The following is an 18,832-nucleotide window of genomic DNA, read 5'->3' on the forward strand; positions in this document are numbered from 1 at the left end:
CCCTCTTGTCTCTTGTGTCAGCGCGGCGCGTCGCCCTTGCGAAAGTCGGCCGTGAGTTCGTCGAGCCGCTGCTTGAGCCCCGCATCGAGCTTGTAGTCGGCCGCCGCGAGCGTGGCATCGAGCTGCTCCGGCCGGCTGGCGCCGAGCAGCGGCGCGGTGATCAGCGGATTGGCCATCACCCACGCGACGGCCAGGGTCGCGAGCGGCACGCCCGCTTCGTCGGCCAGCGCATGCAATTGCGCGACGCTCGCGAAGCTGCGCTCGTTCCAGTAGCGGTCCTGGTACATCGTGCCCGCGGTGCCGAGCGTGAAGCGCGTGTTGTCCTCGGGCTTGGCGCCGGCCTTGTACTTGCCGGTCAGCAGACCGCCCGCGAGAGGGTTGTAGGGAATCACGCCCAGGCCCTCTTCGCCGCAGAGCGGCAGCAGCTCGCGCTCGATCTCGCGGAACAAGAGGCTGTAACGCGGCTGCACCGAGACGAAGCGCGTGAGCTTGTGCAGCTCGGAGCGGCCCAGCGCACGCGCCAGCCGGTAGGCCAGGAAGTTGGAGACGCCGATGTAGCGCGCGCGTCCCGACCTGACGATGACATCGAGCGCCTCCAGGCTCTCGTCGAGCGGCGTCTCGCGGTCGTCGCTGTGGAGCTGGTACAGGTCGACATGGTCGGTCTGCAGCCGTTTGAGCGAGGCGTCGATGGCATCGAGCAAATGCTTGCGCGATGCGCCCTGGTCCCAGGGGTTCGGGCCGACCTTGCCGACCGCCTTGGTGGCGAGCACGAAGCGGCGGCGCGCGCCCGGCCCTTTAGCTTGCAGCCAGCGGCCGATGATCTCTTCGGTGCGGCCGGTGGTCTCGACCGTGCCGCCGAGCGGGTAGACGTCGGCGGTGTCCAGGAAGTTGATGCCGGCCTCGGTCGCCTTGTCGAGGATGCGCTGCGAGACCGCTTCGTCGGTCTGCAGCCCGAAGGTCATGGTGCCGAGCGCGAGCCGCGACACGGTCAGGCCGGTGCGGCCCAGGCGGGTGGTGGGAATGCTCATGGGTTTGCTGTGATGCGGTGGCGGCAGGCCATCATAGTGATCGCGGCGCGAACGTGCAGAGCTTCACTGAGGGCGTCGCGGGTAGCCGGGCATGTCGAACCCGGCGGCGTCCAGCCGGGCCAGGACCTCGCCGCCTGCGGCGTCGCCCAGCGCGACGAGCGGCGGACGCACCCTGCGCCATGATGGATGCGCAGCGAAGCTGGAGACCACGTGCTTCATCGCCGGGATCATCGGCGCGGCCTGGAAGATCGTGCGAATGGCGTCCGCCTTGGCTTGCAGCTCGGCGGCTTCGGGACCTTGCCAGCCTTCGAACAGGCGATGGATGCCGGCCGGATTCATGTTCACCGTCGCGCTGATGCAACCCGCGCCGCCGATCGGCAAGGCCTGGGAGAGCAAGGACTCGCTGGCCGGGAACACGTCGAAGCCTGCAGTGGCGAAGTTGTCGATCATGGCCTTGGAATTTTTCCAGTCGCCCGAGGAATCCTTGGCGCCCGCGATCGTGCCCGGGTAGCGCTCGAGAAGACGCTCGATCAGGTCGAGCGTGATGGGCACCTGGCTGAGCTGCGGGATGTGATAGAGGTAGATGGGCACGCAGCCGCTTCCCACCCGCTCGATGATCTCCGCGTAATAGGCGAACACGCCATCGTCCGACACGCCCTTGAAATAGAAGGGCGGCAGCACCAGGGCGCCCGAGGCGCCGATCCGGGTGGCGTGGCGGGTCAGTTCCACCGCGTCCGGCAATGCGCAGGCCCCCGTTCCCGGCATGAGCATCGCGGCGGGAATGCCGGCCTCCACCAGGGCCTGCGCCAACGACAGCCGCTCGCCGACGGAAAGCGATGCCGCCTCCGAATTGGTGCCGAAGATCGCCAGCCCCGCATGGTTGTCCACCAGCCAGCGGCAGTGGGCGATGAAGCGCTCGACGTCGGGCTCGAGCTTGTCGTTGAAAGGCGTGAGCACCGGCGCGATCACGCCGTGCAGCCGCTTCGTCATGTGGGAGTTCATGCGGATGAAGTATCGAATGACGGGTGTTCTCGAGGGCAAGAAGCCAGCACGGTCAAAGCAAAAGATTTTTTGGGTTTGATCGAAGGCGGCCTGTACATTCGCGCCGATGGATACACGCTACCTCCAGAGCTTTGTCGCCGTCGCCGAACTGGGCTCGATGGCCGAGGCGGCGCGCCGGCTCGACCTCACGCCCGCCGCGATCGCCGCGCGCGTCAAGGCCCTCGAGGAAGACATCGGCCTGCCGCTGGTCCAACGCTCCGGCCGCTCCGTGCGCCCCACGGAGGCGGGGCTCAAGATGCTCGATCGCGCCCGCAACGTGCTGCGCGACGTGCGCGACCTGCGGGCGGTCACCAGCGACGGCGCGTCGCTGGGCGAGTTGCGCCTGGGCGTGTTCGTCTCGGCCATGACCAGCGTGCTGCCGCTGGTGCTCAAGCGGCTGTACGCGCGCTTTCCCGATCTGTCGGTCTTCGTCGCGCCCGGCAGCTCCGTGGAACTGTGCCGGCAGGTGACGACCGGCGCGCTCGACGCCGCCATCGTGGTCGAGCCGCAATTCGCCATCGGCAAGGGCTGCACCTTCCAGGCGCTGTTCGAGGAGCGCCTGGTCGTGGTTGCGCCCAAGGCCCTGGCCCGGCGCAAGGCCCATGAGCTGCTCGCGACCGAGCCCTTCATCCGCTATGACCGCTCGGTGGTGGGCGGACAACTGGCCGACCGCTACCTGCGCGACCACGGCATCGGCGTGCGGCAGCGGCTGGAGATCGACAACCTGATGGCTGTCGCGGCACTGGTCGGCCAGGGGCTGGGCGTGGCCTTGCTGCCGGATTGGGCGCCGATGTGGAACAGCGGATTCGCGATCGCACGCGTGGCGCTGCCGGCGCGCGCGCCGGTGCGACGCGTGGGCCTGATCTGGGCCACGCACGGGCCGCGCGCCGGGCTGGCGAAGGCCCTTCTTGCCGAGGCGCAGGCCGTCTGCAAAGCGCGTGCCTAAGGTTTCGGCGCGCGAAGAAAGTCGAAGTCGACGCCCTTGTCGGCCTGCATCACGGTCTGCAGAAAGAGCCTTCGATAGCCTCGTTCGGCCGTCGGTTCGACCACCGGCGACTCCTTCGCGCGGCGCGCCAGTTCGTCGTCCGATACCAGCAGCGATATTTCGCGCTTCGCCACGCTCAGCCGGATGCGGTCGCCGTTGCGGACATGCGCGAGCGGACCGCCGATGGCCGACTCCGGCGTCACGTGCAGCACGATGGTGCCGAAGGCCGTGCCGCTCATGCGGCCGTCGGAGATGCGCACGATGTCCTTCACGCCCGCGCGCGCGAGCTTGCGCGGGATCGGGATGTAGCCTGCCTCGGGCATGCCCGGCGCGCCCTTGGGGCCGATGTTCTTGAGCACCAGCACGTCCTCGCGCGCGACGTCGAGATCGTCGCTGTCGATGCGAAGGACCAGGTCCTCGATGTTCTCGAAGACCACGGCGCGGCCTTCGTGCTCCATCAGCCCCGCATCCGCCGCGGACTGCTTGATGATGGCCCCGCCCGGCGCCAGGTTGCCGCGCAGCACCGCGATGCCGCCCTGCGGATAGATCGGGTTGTCCACGGTGCGCACCACGTCCTGCGCGAATCCCGGCCCCGCGCGTTCGATCTCTTCGCCCAGCGTCCTGCCGGTGACGGTCATGGCCTCGAGCCGCAGCAAGGGTTGGAGTTCGCGCAGCAGCGTCGCCATGCCGCCGGCCTTGTGGAAGTCTTCCATGTAGTGCTGGCCCGAGGGCTTCAGGTCCAGCAGCACGGGCGTCTCGCGCCCCATGCGGTCGAGCGCGTGCAGATCGATGTCCAGGCCCATCCGGCCCGCGATCGCGGCGAGGTGCACGATGCCGTTGGTCGAGCCGCCGATCGCGAGCAGCACCCGCATCGCGTTCTCGAAGGCAGCGGGTGTGAGCACCTTGTCGATGGTCAGGCCGTCGCGCGCGATCTGAACAGCCTGCGCGCCGGTCTGCTCCGCGATGCGGATGCGGTCGGCCGTGACGGCCGGCGGCGAGGCGCCGCCCGGCATCGTCATGCCCAGCGCTTCGGCAATGCAGGCCATGGTGCTGGCCGTGCCCATGACCGAGCAGGTCCCCACGCTCGCCACCAGCTGGTTGTTCACGTCGGCGGTTTCCTCGTCGTCGATTTCGCCCGCGCGGTATTTGCCCCAGTAGCGCCGGCAGTCGGTGCATGCGCCGACGCGCTCGCCGCGATGGCTGCCCGTCAGCATGGAACCGGTAATCAGCTGGATCGAGGGAATGCCGGCCGAGGCCGCGCCCATGAGCTGCGCCGGCACCGTCTTGTCGCAGCCGCCGATCAGGACCACGGCATCCATCGGCTGTGCGCGGACCATCTCCTCGGTGTCCATCGACATGAGGTTGCGCAAGTACATGCTCGTCGGCGCCGCGAAGCTCTCATGGATCGAGATCGTCGGAAAGTCCATCGGCAGTCCGCCGGCGAGCATGACGCCGCGCTTCACCGCTTCGATGAGCTGCGGCGCATTGCCGTGGCAGGGGTTGTAGGCGCTGCCGGTGTTCGCGATGCCGACCACGGGGCGGTCGAGCGCCGCGTCGGTATAGCCGGCGCCCTTGATGAAGGCCTTGCGCAGGAAGAGCGAGAAGCCCTGGTCGCCGTAGCTGGTCAGGCCTTTGCGCATGCCCGAGGGTTCATCGGTGCCGTCGGGCTTGGAGGAGGCTTTGGACATGTTCAGTGGGCCCTCATTCGTCGGACTTGATATTGGCGTCGGCAATGACTTTTTTCCAGCGGGCAATCTCGGCCCGGATCTGCTCGTCCGACTTCGCCGGCGTCGTCGGCGCCGCCGCATAGACGCCCTGCTTGAGCAGCATCTCCCTGGCCTCGGGCGATTGCACGAGTTTCGCGAGCGCCTCGTTGAGGCGCGCCACGATGGCCGCGGGAGTGCCCGCCGGCGCCAGGACGCCGAAGGTGGAACTGACTTCGAGGTTCGGCACGCCCGCCTCGGCCGCCGAGGGCACATCGGGCAGCATCGAGATCCGCTGCGGCGTCGTGACCGCCAGCGCACGAAGCTTGGCCGAAGTGATGAAGGGAAGCGAGGCCGGCGCCGTCTCGACCATCAGGCCGACCTGGCCGCCGACCACGTCGGTCATCGCCGGACCGCTGCCCTTGTAGGCGATGTGCGTCATCTTGATGCCGGTCTCGCGCTGGAGGATTTCGGCGGCCATGCGCTGGGGCGCGCCGGCGCCGGACGAGGCGTAGTTCAACTTGTCGGGATTGGCCTTGGCGTAGGCGATGAGTTCCTTCAGCGTCTTGACCGGAACCTGCGGATTGACCACCACGACCAGCGGCACCGACCCGACGATCATGACGGGCGCAAAGTCCTTCGAGATGTCGTAGCGCAGGCGCCCTTTCTCCAGCGTCGCCATCGTCGCGTGCGAAGTCAGCGCGCCCATCAGCAGGGTGTAGCCGTCCGGCGCTGCCTTCGCGACCGCCTCGGCGCCGATGTTGCCGCCGGCGCCGCCGCGGTTGTCCACGACGACCTGCTGCCCGAGCAGTTCGCCGAGCTTGAGCGCGACGATGCGCCCGATCACGTCGGTGGCGCCGCCGGGCGGATAGGGAACGACCAGCTTGATGGGCTTGTCAGGGTAGGCGGCGATGGCCAAGGGGGCGCCGAGGGCTATGCCGCAGGCCAGGCAGGCCCGAAGAATCGCGCGACGCGCGAAGTAGTGGCTGGCTTTCATGCTTTGTCTCCTTTGGCCCGGAGTGTGGCCAGCCGGGCGCGCCGGTTGAAGCGGCTTCGACAAGGACAAAAGATAGATTCTTTTGCGTCTGCTCTACAAGCTGGGCAGCCGTTCGAAACGATCGAGGCGATCGAAAGGCGGCGGCACCTGCGTGAGCTCGAGCGCGTCGACCCATGCGCCGGGCACGCCGTCGCGCAGCCAATTGCACATGGCATCCAGTTCACGGCGAGAGCCCTGCAGCATGGCTTCGACCGACCCATCGGCGCGGTTGCGGACCCAACCGGTGATGCCCTTGGCGCGCGCGTGGTGCAGGCAGGCATCCCGGTAGCCGACGCCCTGCACTCGGCCGCGCAAGCGCACCAGCCGGCACTCGATCGCCTCGTTCTTGTCGCCAGGGTTCATGGCGCGATTGTTCCTCAAGCAAGGGTAAACACCAACCATCAGGCCGCAGATCGACCTTGATTGCACCCATTTTTTGTATACAAATATAGGGTGCAATCAACGAACCGAACATGCCGTTCGGACATCCGCCCATCCCCCACGAGGAGACACCCGTGAACACAGCCGTCAGCCCAGGAAGCATGGACCTGCCGATCGCCGGCCATGCGCCGCATACCGAATCCAACGCGCTCATCAAGCCGGGCTACGACCCCGCCCTCACCAACGAAGACCTCGCGCCGCTCAAGAAGCAGACCTGGGGCCAATACAACATCTTCGCCTTCTGGATGTCCGACGTGCACAGCGTCGGCGGCTACATCACCGCGGGCAGCCTGTTCGCGCTCGGCCTGTCGAGCTGGCAGGTGCTGGTGGCGCTGCTGGTGGGCATCTGCATCGTGCAGTTCTTCTGCAACCTGGTGGCCAAGCCGAGCCAGCTGACCGGCACGCCCTACCCCGTGATCTGCCGCGCCTCCTTCGGCGTGCGCGGCGCCAACATCCCGGCCATCATCCGCGGCCTGATCGCGGTGGCCTGGTACGGCATCCAGACCTACCTGGCCTCGGCCGCCTTCATGGTGCTCGCGCTGCACCTGTTCCCCAACCTCGCGCCGTACGCCGACGTCAAGCTGCACGGCTTCGCAGGCCTGTCGGCGCTGGGCTGGCTGGCCTTCATGGTGATGTGGGTGCTGCAGGCCTTCGTGTTCTGGCACGGCATGGAAGCGATCCGCAAGTTCATCGATTGGGCCGGCCCGGGGGTCTACGTGGTGATGACGATCCTGTGCGGCTGGCTGGTGTGGAAGGCCGGCTGGAGCCGCATCGACCTCAACCTGGGCGGCGTCAAGTTCCAGGGCTGGGACGCGCTGCCGGTGATGCTCTCGGCGATTGCGCTGGTGGTGAGCTACTTCAGCGGCCCGATGCTCAACTTCGGCGACTTCTCGCGCTACAGCAAGAGCTTCGACGCGGTGAAAAAGGGCAACTTCTGGGGCCTGCCGGTCAACTTCGTGTTCTTCTCGCTGCTCACCGTGATCACCACGGCCGCGACGCTGCCGGTTTTCGGCGAGCTGATCACCGACCCGGTGCACACGGTCGGCAAGATCGACAGCACCACCGCCGTCGTGCTGGGCGCGCTGACCTTCATGATCGCCACCATCGGCATCAACATCGTCGCCAACTTCGTCTCGCCGGCCTTCGACTTCTCGAACGTCGCGCCGCAGCACATCAGCTGGCGCACCGGCGGCATGATCGCCGCGGTGGGCTCGATCTTCCTCACGCCCTGGAACCTCTACAACAACCCCGAGGTGATCCACTACACGCTGGACATCCTGGGCTCCTTCATCGGCCCGCTGTTCGGCATCCTGATCGCCGACTTCTACCTGGTGCGCAAGCAGCAGGTGGTGGTGGACGATCTCTACACGCTGAGCCCCAAGGGCCGCTACTGGTACAGCAAGGGCTACAACCTGAAGGCCGTGTGGACCATGATCCCTTCGGCGCTGATCCCGATCCTGTGCGTGCTGATCCCGGCCTGGCGCGGCGCCGCCAATTACGCCTGGTTCATCGGCATGGGCCTCGGCTTCGTGATCTACGCCCTCCTCAACCGCAAGCCCTGAACTTTCATGCGCATCAAGATCATCAACCCCAACACCACCTGGAGCATGACCGAGAAGATCGGCGCCTGCGCGCGCTCGGTCGCGCGGCCCGGCACCGAGATCGTGGCGGTCAGCCCCTCGATGGGCCCGGCCTCGATCGAGAGCCACTACGACGAGGCGCTGGCGGTGCCCGGCCTGCTGCAGGAGATCGCCGCCGGCGAACGCGAAGGCATCGACGGCTATGTGATCGCCTGCTTCGGCGATCCGGGCCTTGCGGCCGCGCGCGAGCTGGCGCGCGGGCCGGTGGTGGGCATCGCGCAGGCGGCCATGCACCTGGCCAGCCTGGTCGGCACTCGCTTCAGCGTGGTGACCACGCTGGGCCGCACGACGGGCCAGGCCTGGCACCTGGCCGAGGCCTACGGCATGAAGCGCTTCTGCGCCAACGTGCGGGCCTGCGAAATTCCGGTGCTCGAGCTGGAGGCGCCGGGCTCGAAGGCGCGCGAGCGCATCGTCGACGAATGCCGGCGTGCGCTCGACGAAGACGGCTCCGACACCATCGTGCTCGGCTGCGCCGGCATGGCCGACCTGTGCGCACACATCGGCCAGGTGCTGGGCGTGCCGGTGGTCGACGGCGTGGCAGCCAGTACGCAGCTGATCGAATCGCTCGTGAACCTGCGGCTTTGCACCAGCAAGCGCGGCGAGCTGGCGCAGCCGCTGCCGAAGGCGGTCGCCGGCTTGCTGGAAGGCTTCACGCTGCCGTCTCCGGCGCCGGCGCTGAAACGCGCGGCCTGAAGCCCGCGCGCGATGCGGCGCCGCTCGTCCACAATCGCGCCATGCCCCGCGTCACCAAAGCAACCACGACCACGCCGGCGGCCGTTCCCGAAGCGGCCGCCGCGCCCGACAAGAGCGCGACCATCGAAAGCATCGCGCAGGACATCGCCACCGCCATCGTCGAGAAGCGCCTGCCGCCCGGCACCTGGCTGCGCGAGGAGGCGCTGGGGCGCGTCTACGCCGTGAGCCGCACCAAGATCCGCGCGGCGCTCTTGACGCTTTCCAAGGACAAGCTGATCGAGATGATTCCGGACAAGGGCGCCTTCGTCAGCAAGCCCAGCGTGCAGGAAGCGCGCGAGGTCTTCGGCGTGCGCCGCATCCTCGAGAGCGAAGTGGTGCGCCTCTTCATCGCCAAGGCCCGGCCCGCGGACTACCGCGCGCTGGAGCAGCACATCCAGTTCGAGCGCAGCGCGCTGCGCTCCACGACCACGGGCACCGTGCGCGAAAAGCTGCTGGGCGATTTCCACGTCGCGCTCGCCGAGGCCGCGGGCAACGGCACGCTGGCCGAGCTGGTGCGCGAACTGGTCGCGCGCAGCTCGCTGATCGCGATGCTCTACCACTCCTCCAACGATCCGCACTGCTCTTCGGACGAGCATTCGGACTTCCTGCGCGTATGCCGCAGCGGCGACGTGGAGGCTGCCGTGGCCTGCATGACGGATCACCTGTCGCGCATCGAGGCGAATCTGCAGCTCACGAGCGGGGTGCCGGACCGGCAGCTCGATCTGGTGAAGGCCTTGCTGGCCTGAAGGACGCAGGCTAGCCGTCGACCGGATTCGCCGGCGTTTCGAGCACCAGCTGCCAGAAGTCCACGTCGAGCCATCGGCCGAACTTGAATCCGGCCTGCCTGATGGTTCCGGCATGCTCGAAGCCTAGCCTCTGGTGCAGGGCGATGCTGCCCTTGTTGGCCAGGTCGATGGCGCCGACCATGACGTGATACTGCTGCGCCCTGGCAGCCGCGATCAGTTCCTGCATGAGCAGCTGGCCCAGGCCTTTTCCCCGGTGGTCCTTGTGAACGTAGACCGAGTGCTCGACCGAGTACTTGTACGCGGGCCAGGCGCGGAAAGTGCCGTAACTGGCAAAGCCGAGGAGCCCGCCGTCTTCTCCGATGGCGCCGATCACGGGGAACCCGCCCGCCTCCTTGGTCTTGAACCAGCCGACCATGCTCTCCGGCGTGCGGGGCTTGTAGTCGTAGAGGGCGGTCGAGCTGACGATGGCATCGTTGAAGATCTCCAGGATCGCAACGGCGTGGGTGTCGTGCGTGCATGCGACGAACTGCATCGGATTCTCCGTGGGCATGGTGATCAAAACTCCCTCGCGTACACGATGAATCCAAGGTGCTTCGCGACCTTGTCGTAGAGCAGCCTGCCCGCGGCGTTCGATTCGTGCGTCTGCCAGTAGACCCGCGAGGCGCCGGCCGATTTCGCCTGCTCGTAGACCGCCTCGATGAGCAGGCGGCCGATGCCGCGCCCGCGCCGGGATTCGAGCGTGAACAGGTCGGAGAGATAGCACACCGGCTCGACACGGGTCATGCTGCGATGGATGACGCAATGGGCCAGCCCGACGAGCTGCCCCTCGTCTTCCGCGACCAGCGCGAACATCGGCTCCTCCGGATCCAGGAAGCGCTGCCAGGTCGTCTGCGTCACGTGCTCGGCCAGCGCAGTCGCGCCATGGCGGCCGTAGAAGGCGTTGTAGCCGTCCCAAAGCGGCCGCCAGGCGGCGTGGTCGTTCTGCGTGACGGGGCGTACGGAAGGAGTCATCGGGGTTTCGGTAGTTGCGTACTGGGTCGTCGGGATCAAATCATCGAAAGCGGCTTCTTGCGCCGCGGCGGGGGATGGAGTCTATCGATCTCGGCGAGATCTTCGTCGCCGAGCTGCAGTTCGGCAGCAGCGAGGTTGTCACGCAGATGCGCCTCGCGCACCGCCTTCGGAATGGCGACGACGCCGGGCTGTGCAATGACCCAGGCCAGCGCAAGCTGCGCCGCCGTGACGCCGAGCCGCTGCGCCGTCTTCTTCAATGCCGCATCGCCCGCCAGCGCGCCCTGGTCGATCGGGCTGTAGGCCATCAGCGGCATGCCGCGGGCACGCTGCCAGGGCAGCAGGCTGAACTCGGGCCCGCGCTCGCGCACCGAGTAATAGACCTGGTTCGCCGTGCAGTCCAGCGGCTCGCCGCACACGGCGGCCAGTTCGTCCATGTCGCCGGTGTCGAAGTTGCTGACGCCCCAATGCCGGATGCGCCCGCCGTCGACCAGCGCGCGCATCGCCTCGCAGGTTTCGGCAAGCGTGTATTCGCCGCGCCAGTGCAGCAGATAGAGGTCGATCTGCTCCAGCCCCAGCCGCGCCAGGCTGCGCGCGCAAGCGGCCGGCGTGCCCTTGCGGCTCGCGTTGTGTGGATAGACCTTGCTGACGACGAAGAGCTCGCCGCGCGTCACGTCGCCGGCGCGCAGCGCCTCTGCGATCGCCTGCCCGACCACTTCTTCGGCGCCGCCCTCGCCGTACATCTCGGCGGTGTCGATGAGGCGGTAGCCCATCTCGATGGCCGCGCGCACGGCGGCGATCTCGGTGCGGCGCAGCGCGCGGTCTTCGCCCAGGCGCCAGGTGCCCAGGCCGAGCACGGGCAGCGGAGTGCCTGTTGCAAGTTGAAGCGTCTTCATTGTTTGCCGGGAACAAAGTCGTAGAAGGATGAAGATTCTCTGCGACCGGTGGCAGATCCGCCTGCGAAACCCATCTCGCTGGTCGCGCGATGGATCATCTCGCGCACGGTGATCAGCTTCGGCTGGCGCTCGCAGACGCTGCTTCCCCTGTTCCAGTTCGATGAGGCCCCATTCGGCTGAGGATCGTTTCCGCACGGGGGATGAGCTGGTCTGCATCGACAATCTCGTTGACGAGGCCGTTCCGGTGCGCTTCTGTCGCGTCGATCGTGTCCGCCGTGAGAATGAGCTGCAGCGCACGGCCCTTGCCGACGAGACGCAGGAGGCGCTGCGTCCCGCCGAAGCCGCGAACGAAACCGGGCTTCGCTTCCGGGCTGCCGAATCTCGCATGCGCCGTTGCAAGACGCAAGGTGCAAGCCATCGCCAGTTCGCACCCTTCGCCCGACGCGCAGCCATTCACAGCGGCGATGACCGGCTTGCCGAGCTGCTCGATCAGATCGAACGCAAGCCGGCCGCTGCGCGTGAACGCGTGCGCGTCGATGGCGGAAATCGACGCGCCCGCGGTGATGTCGGCCCCGGTGACGAAGGCCTTGTCGCCCGCGCCGGTCACGATCACGCCATGGACGACGGGGTCCCCTCGCGCGTCCTCCATCACCGATCTCAACTCGTCGAGCGCCGTGTGGCTCAGCGCGTTCATCGCCTGCGGGCGGTTGATCGTGACGTAGGCGATCCCCGCCCTCTTTTCATAGAGGAGGTCTTGCAGCGATTGCATGTGGGTCCTCCGGCCGTGCGGCGGGCGGAATATCGTGAAAGCTCCGGTCACCGCCAGTTCGGGTGCAATGAGCTAATGAGCTTGTTGCAGTCGCCGCGCGTGAGGAGGGCGAGCACATCCATCTCGCGTGGGGTCAGGTCCTGCAGCACGAAGGAATCGGCCAGGTCCGCCGCCATCCGCGGCGAAAGGTAGCGTTGCGAGCGGGCGGCCGCGACCAGCGCGGCGCGGATCTCGGCGGGCTGGGCCGTCTTCTCGACGAATCCGCTGGCGCCCCACCGGATCGCCTCGCGCACCATGTGCGGCGAATGCATGTCGCTGATGAGCACGACGCGCACCCTGGCAGCCATCATGCGGAGCAATTGCATGAATGCGCGCAGCCCCTGCGGACCGAGGGTCGGATCCACCAGAGCGATGCAGTCCTCGGCCTCCATGCAGCAGACGAGCAAACGGTCCAGTGTGGGCGCCGAGCGCCCGAAAGCGAGGCCCGCGGTGCCGCTCACCAGCGATTCGAGGCCGCACAGAAGCGCGGGCGAGGCTACGCCGATGATGACCTTCACTGCGCTGTCGGCCTTCGCTGCGACTCCTTCGCCGCCGAGCGACGCGTGGGGAGTCGGATCCTGGAACGGCACCTCGCCGTCCGGGATTTCGGCAGATCGATCGCTCATGGCTTTGCTCCTTCGCTTCAGCTTTGCACTTGGCACGAGGCCTGCACGCTGGGCCACCCGTAGTCGCGGCCCGTCAGTGCGCGCGCAAGAAGGTAGTTGTTCAGCGCGCGCTCGCTCAAGCTGTCCATTTGCACCGAGCCGCTGGCATCGCAGGGAAATGACAGGGCGCGGCCCGTGCCGCTGAGCGAGGGAAAGCGCAGCTCGAAGGCGGACTGTGCAGCGGATGAATGGCGCGCGGCGTGCATGGCGGTGTCCTCGTGGTTCATTTCGATGAAGCAGCTCCGGGAAGCATGGTCGTGCGCCTCACGCAGGATCGCGTCCGCGCAGGGCGGTCTGGATGCAGGCGAGGAGGTCTTCCGCACTGAAGGGCTTTGCGAGAAAGCAGATCACGCCCGTCTTCAAGGCGCGCGCGCGCTCCCGTTCGTCGGGGTAGGCGGTGATGAGGACCGTAGGAATCGGGGTGCCGGCGGCGGCCAGGCGGCCGTGCAGCTCGAGCCCGGTCATCCCCGGCATGCGCATGTCGGCGATGAGGCATTGGATGGCGCACGTGCCCTTCGATTGCAGGAAGCTCTCGGCCGAGTCGAAGGTGGCGGCGGACAGGCCGGCAGAGTCGAGCAGGTCCTTCGTGGTGTCTCGAACCGATTCATCGTCGTCCACGATCGCTACGGTCGGGTTGTTGCGCACTTGGATCTCCTTGCAGGTCTTCTTGAACGTTGACGCAAGACTAGGCCGATTGCGCGCGCAAGACCATTGCACGTGCGTCACGTGCGCTACGACTTTGGTTTAGGCGCCTAAGGCCTCGGGTTGGAGAGGCCGAGCGTGTCCGCGATGCGCACGAGCTGCGCCAGGGATTTCGCCTGCATCTTGCGCATGATCTGCCCGCGGTGGACCTTGACGGTGGCCTCGCTGATGCCCAGCTCGGCCGCGATCTGCTTGTTCACGCGCCCGGTGCTCACCAGCGCCATGACTTCGCGCTCGCGCTGGGTGAGCGCGGCGAAACGTTGCCGGAGCTCCGCGACGAGCGCCGTCTCGCGGCGCTGCGCGCGGTGCCGCTCGACCGCAGCATCGATCGCATCGAGAAGCTCCTGGTCGCGGAAGGGCTTGCTCAGGAACTCGACTGCGCCGGCCTTCATGGCGCGCACCGTCATCGGAATGTCGCCGTGCCCGGTGATGAAGATCACCGGCAGATCGACGCCCGCTCGCGGGAGTTCTTCCTGGAAGCTCAATCCGCTTGCGCCGGGCAGCCGCACGTCGAGCACCAGGCAGCCGGGCGCGTCCGGGCGCTGCGCCTGCAGGAAGTCCTGCGTCGAGGCGAAAAGGCGCACGTCCATGCCGACGGAGGCGAGGAGGTCCTGAAGCGCCTCGCGCATGGCCAGGTCGTCATCGACCACGAAGACGACGGGCCGCTCGGTTGCCATTACGGCTCCCGTTCCCCGGTCGGCAGCGAAAACCGGAACACGGCGCCGTGGGGCAGGTTCGGCGCGGTCCGGAGCTGGCCGCCATGGGCCTCGACGATCGACCGGCTGATCGAAAGCCCCATGCCGATGCCCTGCGCCTTGGAGGTATGGAAGGGCTCGAAGAGCTTGTCCGCGATCTCGGGCGCGATGCCGGGGCCCGAGTCGCGCACCTCGATGCACACGCCGCCCTCCGCTTCGCTCGCGCCGATGACCAGCTGTCGCGGGCGATTGCCGGTCGCGCTCATGGCCTCGATGGCGTTGACGATCAGATTGAGGATCACCTGCTGGAGCTGCACCCTGTCGCCCCATACGGGCGGCAGGCCGTCGGCAAGCGTCTTCTCGAGCGCAATGTCGTTGCGACGCATCTGGTCACGCGTGAGCGCAATCACGTCGAGGATGGTCTGGTTGACGTCGACGCGGTCCCGGTGCGGCGGCTGGCGCATGACCAGGGCGCGGATGCGGTCGATGACTTCGCTCGCGCGCTTGCCGTCCCTGGCAATGCGTCCGAGCGAGCGCTGGGCCTTTTCGAGCTCGGGCGGCTGGGCCGCGAGCCAGCGCGCGCAGGACCCCGCGCTTGCGACCATGGCTCCGAGCGGCTGGTTGACCTCGTGCGCGATCGAGGCCGCCAGCACGCCGAGCGTGGTCACGCGGTTCACTCGCGCAAGCGCCGCCTGCGCCTCGCGCAGGGCTTCCGACGCGAGGACGTGGTCAGTGAGATCGCGCGTGATCACAAGCGCTGCCTCCAGGCGCTCCGAATCGAGCCGCAGCGGCGAGTAGGACACCGACAGGTAGAAGCGCCCCAGTTCGGTCGTGAACCATTCTGCGACGGTGAACTGCTCTCCGGCGAGACAGCGGTCGAGACTCGGCTTCACGGTGCGCTCGAAGACGTCGGTCCCGAGGAGATCGGCGACATGCATGCCGACGATCTTCTCGGCCGGCATCCTCCAGTTGCGCTCGTAGACCGCATTGACCCTTTGATAGCGGTAATCCCGGCCGATCACGGCCACGCCATCGGAGGCACTCTCGAACATCTGCCGCGTCAAGTACTCGGCCCGCTTGCGCTCGGTGATGTCCATGATGCTCACGAGCGTGCTGCCGAACTTGGCCGGCTGAGGCGGAAACGCGATCGTGAGGAGGACGGACAACTTGTCTCCCTTCAGCGTTCCGCGCACCGTCTCGGCCGTAAAGGAAGTCCGGCCCTCTGCCAGGGCGCACAGCTCTTCTGCGAACACCTGATCGGTCTCCGGCAGGACGAGCTTGGGGAGCGACACCATGAGCTCCTCCTTGCTCCGCGCCCCGAACAGCTCGATGGTTGCGTCGTTGACGTCGAGCACCTTCACCAGGGCGAGGGCCTGCCGGACGAACTCGGGATGCGTGGCCAGGTGCCGGCGCAAGTCGCGCACGCCCTGCGCCTTGAGTCCGTCGATGGCCGCCTCGACCGCGGACAAGTCCTCTTCCCAGATCGAAACGCTCGCGCCCTGAAAAATGTGCCGGTATCGGCTTTCGCTTTCGCGCAGCTCCTCTTCCGCATGCCTGAGCTCCGTCATGTCCTGCACGATGCCGAAGAAGCGCCGAGGCCGGCCGGAGGGATCGCGCGCCACGTCGGCGCTGTTGTGGACCACGCGCACCTCACCGTCCGGACGCACCACCCGGTATTCCATGTCGAAGCGCGGACCGCCCTGCACGCCGGCCTCATTGGCCTGCTTCACCCGTTCCCGGTCGTCCGGATGGACGAGGTCCAGCAACCGGCCTTCCAATTGCCCGGACTCGGGCCGCTTAAGGCCGTGGATGCGGTAGGCTTCTTCCGAGGCGGTCACGCGACCGCTGTCCAGGTCGGCTTCCCAATGACCGAGATGCGCCATGCGCTGCGCCTCTTCGAGCTTGCGCTCGCTTTCGCGCAGGCTGCGGAAGATGAGAAGACTGGTGAGCGCGTCGGCAAGCCGATGTCCGATCTCCTCGAACAGCCGCGTTTCCTGCGCCGTCCAGGCGCGCGGGCGCGAGCACTGGTGCAGCCCGAAGAGGTAAGGTTGATCGGCCTTGGGGTACAGCGCCATGGCGAGCACGGATCTGATGCTGAAACTCTCCGCGAGCTGCGCCGGCACCTGGAGCTCGCAGCCAGGACCGAATGACACGGCTCCGCTCGCAGCGCGCGCTGTCCGGAACACCGTGGCGACATCCGCATCGAGGGGCAGCTCGGCGCCCAGGCTGAACGCGCCGGGAAACTCAGGCCGCGTCTGTTCCATGACCGCGCGCCAGCAGCCAGCTTCCGGATCGCACGGATAGGTGAGCCATGCCCGGTCGCAAGCAAAGATGTCGAGGACTGCATCGAGCACATCGCTCATCATCTTCTCGAGGTCGTTGGTTCCCTGCATGGCGCGGTTGACGCGGTTCATGCTTTCCAGGAACCACAGATGCGCGCGGCGTTCCTCTTCCGCGCGCTTCCGGTCTTCGATGTCGGTAAGGATTCCATACCACTTCAGAATCCTTCCACCTTCGCCGCGCATCGGCACGGCGCGGCTCAGGAACCAGCGGTATTCGCCGTCCGCGCGACGAACACGCGTTTCCTGCTCGAAAGGCTCGCCGGTCGCCATGTGATGCGCCCGCGCTTGCACGTAGCCGGGCAGATCTTCGGGATGAATTGCAGCCAGCCAGTTCGCCCCGGTGAGCGAGAAGCCGGTGTATTCGCTCCCGCGCCGGTTGACGAGCACACCGGAGCCATCGGCGTTGGTGACGAAGGCAATCGCCGGCATCGTCTCGAGCACCTCCCGAAGCTCCTTCTCGCTCCGGCGCAGCGCATCTTCAGCGCGCTTGCGCTCGGTGATGTCCCGCCCGACGCCCCGGTAGCCCGTGAAGCGCCCCGCCTCGTCGAACATCGGCAGCCCGGATACCGACACATGGCGTATGCCGCCGTCGGACGTCGCCCGGGCGAGCTCGAAGTCGCGGAACGGGACATGGGCATCGAGCGCTGAGCGGTGCTGGCGCCAAGCCTCCTCGTCCGGCTCCAGATAGGGCACTTCCCACCGCGTCTTGCCGATCTCCGAGCGCGGCGCCGGCGCACGGTCGAACTGGGCGGAATACTCCTGCCGGGTGAAGCGATGCTGGGCGTCGCTCTCCCAGTACACGTCGAAAGAGAATTTCACAAGCGTGCGAAAGCGCTCCTCGCTCTCGCGCAACGCCTCCTCGGCGTGCTTGCGCTCGGTAATGTCCTCGCACGCCACGAGCAGCACCGGCCCGCCCCTCAGCACGACCGCGTTCGCCGACTCCCGGACCCACAGCATCGTGCCGTCCTTGCGGACCTTGCGCGCCTTCCAGCGCATCACGCGCCCCGGCTGCCGGAAAGCCTGCTCGGCGTTTCCCTGGACGAACGCCCGATCGGCTTCGTAGAACACGTTCAGCACCGGCTGGCCGATCAGCTGGCTCACGTGCCAACCCAACTGCTCTGCGCCGACAGGATTCACCGACAGGATCGCGCCGGCCGCATCGATGATGAAGTACATCGTGGGATTGGCTTCGAAGGCCGCTCTCCATTGCTCCTCGAGATCCTGCCGGGCCTCCTCGGCCCGCTTGTGCTGCGTGATGTCGGTATTGGTCGCGAGGATCGCCACCGGCTCGCCCTGCTCGTCTCGCTGCAATGCCAGGCGGCTCGCCACGACCACCGGCGTTCCGTTTCGCCTGTGATGCACCAGCTCGCCTTCCCAGCGTCCGGTGCTCAGCACCTGCGATTCGATCTGCTCGAGCGGCACGGTGGAGACGGTCTTCAGCAGCTCGGGCGCGGACTTGCCGAGCGCCTCTTCAGCCGTCCATCCATACATCTCCTCGGCGCCGCGGTTCCAGTACTTGATCGCTGCTTCCATGTCGCGCACGAACATGGCGTCGTGCGTGAGATTCAGCAGGTCGGCGTGCTCGCGCAGCGAGGCTTCGACCTGCCGCTCGAAAGGCTGACGCGCCGGGCGCGACAGCGTTTCGTCGTCTTTACGTTTCGTCACGAGCGACTCCGATAGGCGTCGCGGCATGTGAGCCGCAGCATGTCGCGCAGCGCCGGTGGTAGGGCCGGCTCCTCCTTGGGTAGCGGCGAACGCTATTCTGAACGCCCGCGTGACCGCTGTCACGGCGCACGCCAACCCGATCTCACGGCGCAGGGGCCGATGCTTCGGTCGAAGACGCCTCGAACGACATCGCGTCAGGCGAGGGGCGGAGGTCCATCGCCTCCCGGCTTGGCGGCCATGGCTTGCAGTTCGGGGACGAAAGTCAGGAGCCGGCGAGTGAGCCAATACAGGTGGGACGCATCGATCGGGTTTGGCAACCTGAGCGTGCTGATCAACCGTTGCGGACGATCTCCCAGGGCAAGAGCGATCAACGGCTCAAGGACACCTGCCAGGTCGGCTCGTACCCGCTCGTCCACGAGATCGTGCTCGTCCAAACTGCGCCAAATCGCCAGCACGGCGCGCTCGCACAACTCGGCATCCGATGGCGGCGTCATTGCTCCGGCGTAGCTCGATGAGCTCGAGCGCATCGGGGGCGCGCCGCGCTTGTCTCTTCGTACGAAGCTTGTTGGTGAAGGCATGGATCGCTCCTTCTCGGCAGCCAAGATACGCCGCACCGAGGCGGATGGCAATCCTTGACATCAAGGACTTCCGCCCTGCGACCCAGAGGCGAACGTGCACTCACGCCGATCAGACGGACGT

19 protein-coding genes are annotated in these 18,832 nt (G+C 67.2%); 4 read left to right on the forward strand and 15 right to left on the reverse strand.

What is annotated here, in order from left to right:
* Window positions 1–17 precede the first annotated feature (17 nt).
* Both ACSQ9A_RS20125 and ACSQ9A_RS20130 read right to left on the reverse strand, forming a co-directional pair.
* On the reverse strand, window positions 18–1,028 hold the full coding sequence (locus ACSQ9A_RS20125) for an aldo/keto reductase (RefSeq protein ID WP_436304898.1): 1,011 nt from the start codon (window positions 1,026–1,028) through the stop codon (window positions 18–20).
* Between the two features lie 63 nt (window positions 1,029–1,091).
* Window positions 1,092–2,030, reverse strand: a complete 939-nt coding sequence (locus ACSQ9A_RS20130; RefSeq protein WP_436304899.1) for a dihydrodipicolinate synthase family protein — start codon at window positions 2,028–2,030, stop codon at window positions 1,092–1,094.
* 106 nt (window positions 2,031–2,136) lie between these two features.
* Between ACSQ9A_RS20130 and ACSQ9A_RS20135 the strand changes: the two genes are divergently transcribed.
* Window positions 2,137–3,015, forward strand: coding sequence for a LysR substrate-binding domain-containing protein (locus ACSQ9A_RS20135; RefSeq protein WP_436304900.1), 879 nt, complete (start codon window positions 2,137–2,139; stop codon window positions 3,013–3,015).
* On the opposite strand, the gene ACSQ9A_RS20140 is transcribed toward ACSQ9A_RS20135, so the two are convergent.
* The 3 genes from ACSQ9A_RS20140 to ACSQ9A_RS20150 all read right to left on the reverse strand — a co-directional run bounded on the left by ACSQ9A_RS20140 (window position 3,012) and on the right by ACSQ9A_RS20150 (window position 6,156).
* Window positions 3,012–4,742 (reverse strand): IlvD/Edd family dehydratase, encoded by a 1,731-nt coding sequence (locus ACSQ9A_RS20140; protein WP_436290896.1) that lies wholly within the window; start codon window positions 4,740–4,742, stop codon window positions 3,012–3,014. The genes ACSQ9A_RS20135 and ACSQ9A_RS20140 overlap by 4 nt on opposite strands.
* Before the next feature lie 13 nt (window positions 4,743–4,755).
* Window positions 4,756–5,754, reverse strand: coding sequence for a Bug family tripartite tricarboxylate transporter substrate binding protein (locus ACSQ9A_RS20145; RefSeq protein ID WP_436304901.1), 999 nt, complete (start codon window positions 5,752–5,754; stop codon window positions 4,756–4,758).
* Between the two features lie 93 nt (window positions 5,755–5,847).
* Complete coding sequence (locus ACSQ9A_RS20150) at window positions 5,848–6,156, reverse strand: acylphosphatase (RefSeq protein WP_093102833.1); 309 nt, start codon at window positions 6,154–6,156, stop codon at window positions 5,848–5,850.
* Window positions 6,157–6,335: 179 nt separating this feature from the next.
* On the opposite strand from ACSQ9A_RS20150, the gene ACSQ9A_RS20155 reads away from it, so the two are divergent.
* The 3 genes from ACSQ9A_RS20155 to ACSQ9A_RS20165 are packed head-to-tail and all read left to right on the forward strand — an operon-like array spanning window position 6,336 to window position 9,352.
* Window positions 6,336–7,796: an NCS1 family nucleobase:cation symporter-1 gene (locus tag ACSQ9A_RS20155; RefSeq protein ID WP_093102832.1), complete on the forward strand. Its 1,461-nt coding sequence runs from the start codon at window positions 6,336–6,338 to the stop codon at window positions 7,794–7,796.
* A 6-nt stretch (window positions 7,797–7,802) separates the two neighbouring features.
* Complete coding sequence (locus tag ACSQ9A_RS20160) at window positions 7,803–8,567, forward strand: aspartate/glutamate racemase family protein (RefSeq protein ID WP_436304902.1); 765 nt, start codon at window positions 7,803–7,805, stop codon at window positions 8,565–8,567.
* A gap of 41 nt (window positions 8,568–8,608) precedes the next feature.
* On the forward strand, window positions 8,609–9,352 hold the full coding sequence (locus ACSQ9A_RS20165; RefSeq protein ID WP_093102828.1) for a GntR family transcriptional regulator: 744 nt from the start codon (window positions 8,609–8,611) through the stop codon (window positions 9,350–9,352).
* A gap of 10 nt (window positions 9,353–9,362) precedes the next feature.
* Here the strand turns inward: ACSQ9A_RS20165 and ACSQ9A_RS20170 are convergent, their stop codons facing one another.
* From ACSQ9A_RS20170 to ACSQ9A_RS20215, 10 genes are all read right to left on the reverse strand, one after another.
* Window positions 9,363–9,902 (reverse strand): N-acetyltransferase family protein, encoded by a 540-nt coding sequence (locus ACSQ9A_RS20170; protein WP_436304903.1) that lies wholly within the window; start codon window positions 9,900–9,902, stop codon window positions 9,363–9,365.
* Window positions 9,903–9,907: 5 nt separating this feature from the next.
* Window positions 9,908–10,363: an N-acetyltransferase family protein gene (locus tag ACSQ9A_RS20175; RefSeq protein ID WP_436290891.1), complete on the reverse strand. Its 456-nt coding sequence runs from the start codon at window positions 10,361–10,363 to the stop codon at window positions 9,908–9,910.
* Between the two features lie 35 nt (window positions 10,364–10,398).
* On the reverse strand, window positions 10,399–11,256 hold the full coding sequence (locus ACSQ9A_RS20180) for an aldo/keto reductase (RefSeq protein WP_093102825.1): 858 nt from the start codon (window positions 11,254–11,256) through the stop codon (window positions 10,399–10,401).
* A 112-nt stretch (window positions 11,257–11,368) separates the two neighbouring features.
* Window positions 11,369–12,025, reverse strand: coding sequence for an enoyl-CoA hydratase-related protein (locus tag ACSQ9A_RS20185; RefSeq protein WP_436304904.1), 657 nt, complete (start codon window positions 12,023–12,025; stop codon window positions 11,369–11,371).
* 47 nt (window positions 12,026–12,072) lie between these two features.
* Window positions 12,073–12,690 carry a response regulator transcription factor gene (locus ACSQ9A_RS20190; RefSeq protein WP_093102821.1) on the reverse strand — a complete coding sequence of 206 codons (618 nt, stop codon included), beginning with the start codon at window positions 12,688–12,690 and terminating at the stop codon, window positions 12,073–12,075.
* 17 nt (window positions 12,691–12,707) lie between these two features.
* Entirely contained in the window at window positions 12,708–12,935 is a 228-nt protein-coding gene (locus ACSQ9A_RS20195; protein WP_093103245.1) for a hypothetical protein, read from the reverse strand.
* Window positions 12,936–12,993: 58 nt separating this feature from the next.
* Entirely contained in the window at window positions 12,994–13,374 is a 381-nt protein-coding gene (locus ACSQ9A_RS20200) for a response regulator transcription factor (RefSeq protein WP_093102820.1), read from the reverse strand.
* A 107-nt stretch (window positions 13,375–13,481) separates the two neighbouring features.
* Entirely contained in the window at window positions 13,482–14,108 is a 627-nt protein-coding gene (locus ACSQ9A_RS20205; RefSeq protein ID WP_093102818.1) for a response regulator transcription factor, read from the reverse strand.
* Window positions 14,108–18,160, reverse strand: a complete 4,053-nt coding sequence (locus tag ACSQ9A_RS20210) for a PAS domain S-box protein (protein WP_436304905.1) — start codon at window positions 18,158–18,160, stop codon at window positions 14,108–14,110. Before ACSQ9A_RS20210 ends, ACSQ9A_RS20205 begins: the two co-directional genes overlap by 1 nt.
* A 167-nt stretch (window positions 18,161–18,327) precedes the next feature.
* A complete protein-coding gene (locus tag ACSQ9A_RS20215) occupies window positions 18,328–18,711 on the reverse strand; it encodes a hypothetical protein (protein ID WP_436304906.1) in 384 nt (127 codons plus the stop codon).
* Between the last annotated feature and the right edge of the window lie 121 nt (window positions 18,712–18,832).

This window comes from Variovorax sp. LjRoot290, from assembly GCF_964253985.1.
In the GTDB taxonomy this organism is placed as follows: Bacteria; Pseudomonadota; Gammaproteobacteria; order Burkholderiales; family Burkholderiaceae_C; genus Variovorax.

Coding starts and splice junctions, on each gene's coding strand:
- ACSQ9A_RS20125 (WP_436304898.1), bottom strand. CDS start 1,028: ATGAGCATTCCCACCACCCGCCTGGGCCGCACCGGCCTGACCGTGTCG.
- ACSQ9A_RS20130 (WP_436304899.1), bottom strand. CDS start 2,030: ATGAACTCCCACATGACGAAGCGGCTGCACGGCGTGATCGCGCCGGTG.
- ACSQ9A_RS20135 (WP_436304900.1), top strand. CDS start 2,137: ATGGATACACGCTACCTCCAGAGCTTTGTCGCCGTCGCCGAACTGGGC.
- ACSQ9A_RS20140 (WP_436290896.1), bottom strand. CDS start 4,742: ATGTCCAAAGCCTCCTCCAAGCCCGACGGCACCGATGAACCCTCGGGC.
- ACSQ9A_RS20145 (WP_436304901.1), bottom strand. CDS start 5,754: ATGAAAGCCAGCCACTACTTCGCGCGTCGCGCGATTCTTCGGGCCTGC.
- ACSQ9A_RS20150 (WP_093102833.1), bottom strand. CDS start 6,156: ATGAACCCTGGCGACAAGAACGAGGCGATCGAGTGCCGGCTGGTGCGC.
- ACSQ9A_RS20155 (WP_093102832.1), top strand. CDS start 6,336: ATGGACCTGCCGATCGCCGGCCATGCGCCGCATACCGAATCCAACGCG.
- ACSQ9A_RS20160 (WP_436304902.1), top strand. CDS start 7,803: ATGCGCATCAAGATCATCAACCCCAACACCACCTGGAGCATGACCGAG.
- ACSQ9A_RS20165 (WP_093102828.1), top strand. CDS start 8,609: ATGCCCCGCGTCACCAAAGCAACCACGACCACGCCGGCGGCCGTTCCC.
- ACSQ9A_RS20170 (WP_436304903.1), bottom strand. CDS start 9,902: ATGCCCACGGAGAATCCGATGCAGTTCGTCGCATGCACGCACGACACC.
- ACSQ9A_RS20175 (WP_436290891.1), bottom strand. CDS start 10,363: ATGACTCCTTCCGTACGCCCCGTCACGCAGAACGACCACGCCGCCTGG.
- ACSQ9A_RS20180 (WP_093102825.1), bottom strand. CDS start 11,256: ATGAAGACGCTTCAACTTGCAACAGGCACTCCGCTGCCCGTGCTCGGC.
- ACSQ9A_RS20185 (WP_436304904.1), bottom strand. CDS start 12,025: ATGCAATCGCTGCAAGACCTCCTCTATGAAAAGAGGGCGGGGATCGCC.
- ACSQ9A_RS20190 (WP_093102821.1), bottom strand. CDS start 12,690: ATGAGCGATCGATCTGCCGAAATCCCGGACGGCGAGGTGCCGTTCCAG.
- ACSQ9A_RS20195 (WP_093103245.1), bottom strand. CDS start 12,935: ATGCACGCCGCGCGCCATTCATCCGCTGCACAGTCCGCCTTCGAGCTG.
- ACSQ9A_RS20205 (WP_093102818.1), bottom strand. CDS start 14,108: ATGGCAACCGAGCGGCCCGTCGTCTTCGTGGTCGATGACGACCTGGCC.
- ACSQ9A_RS20210 (WP_436304905.1), bottom strand. CDS start 18,160: ATGCCGCGACGCCTATCGGAGTCGCTCGTGACGAAACGTAAAGACGAC.
- ACSQ9A_RS20215 (WP_436304906.1), bottom strand. CDS start 18,711: ATGCCTTCACCAACAAGCTTCGTACGAAGAGACAAGCGCGGCGCGCCC.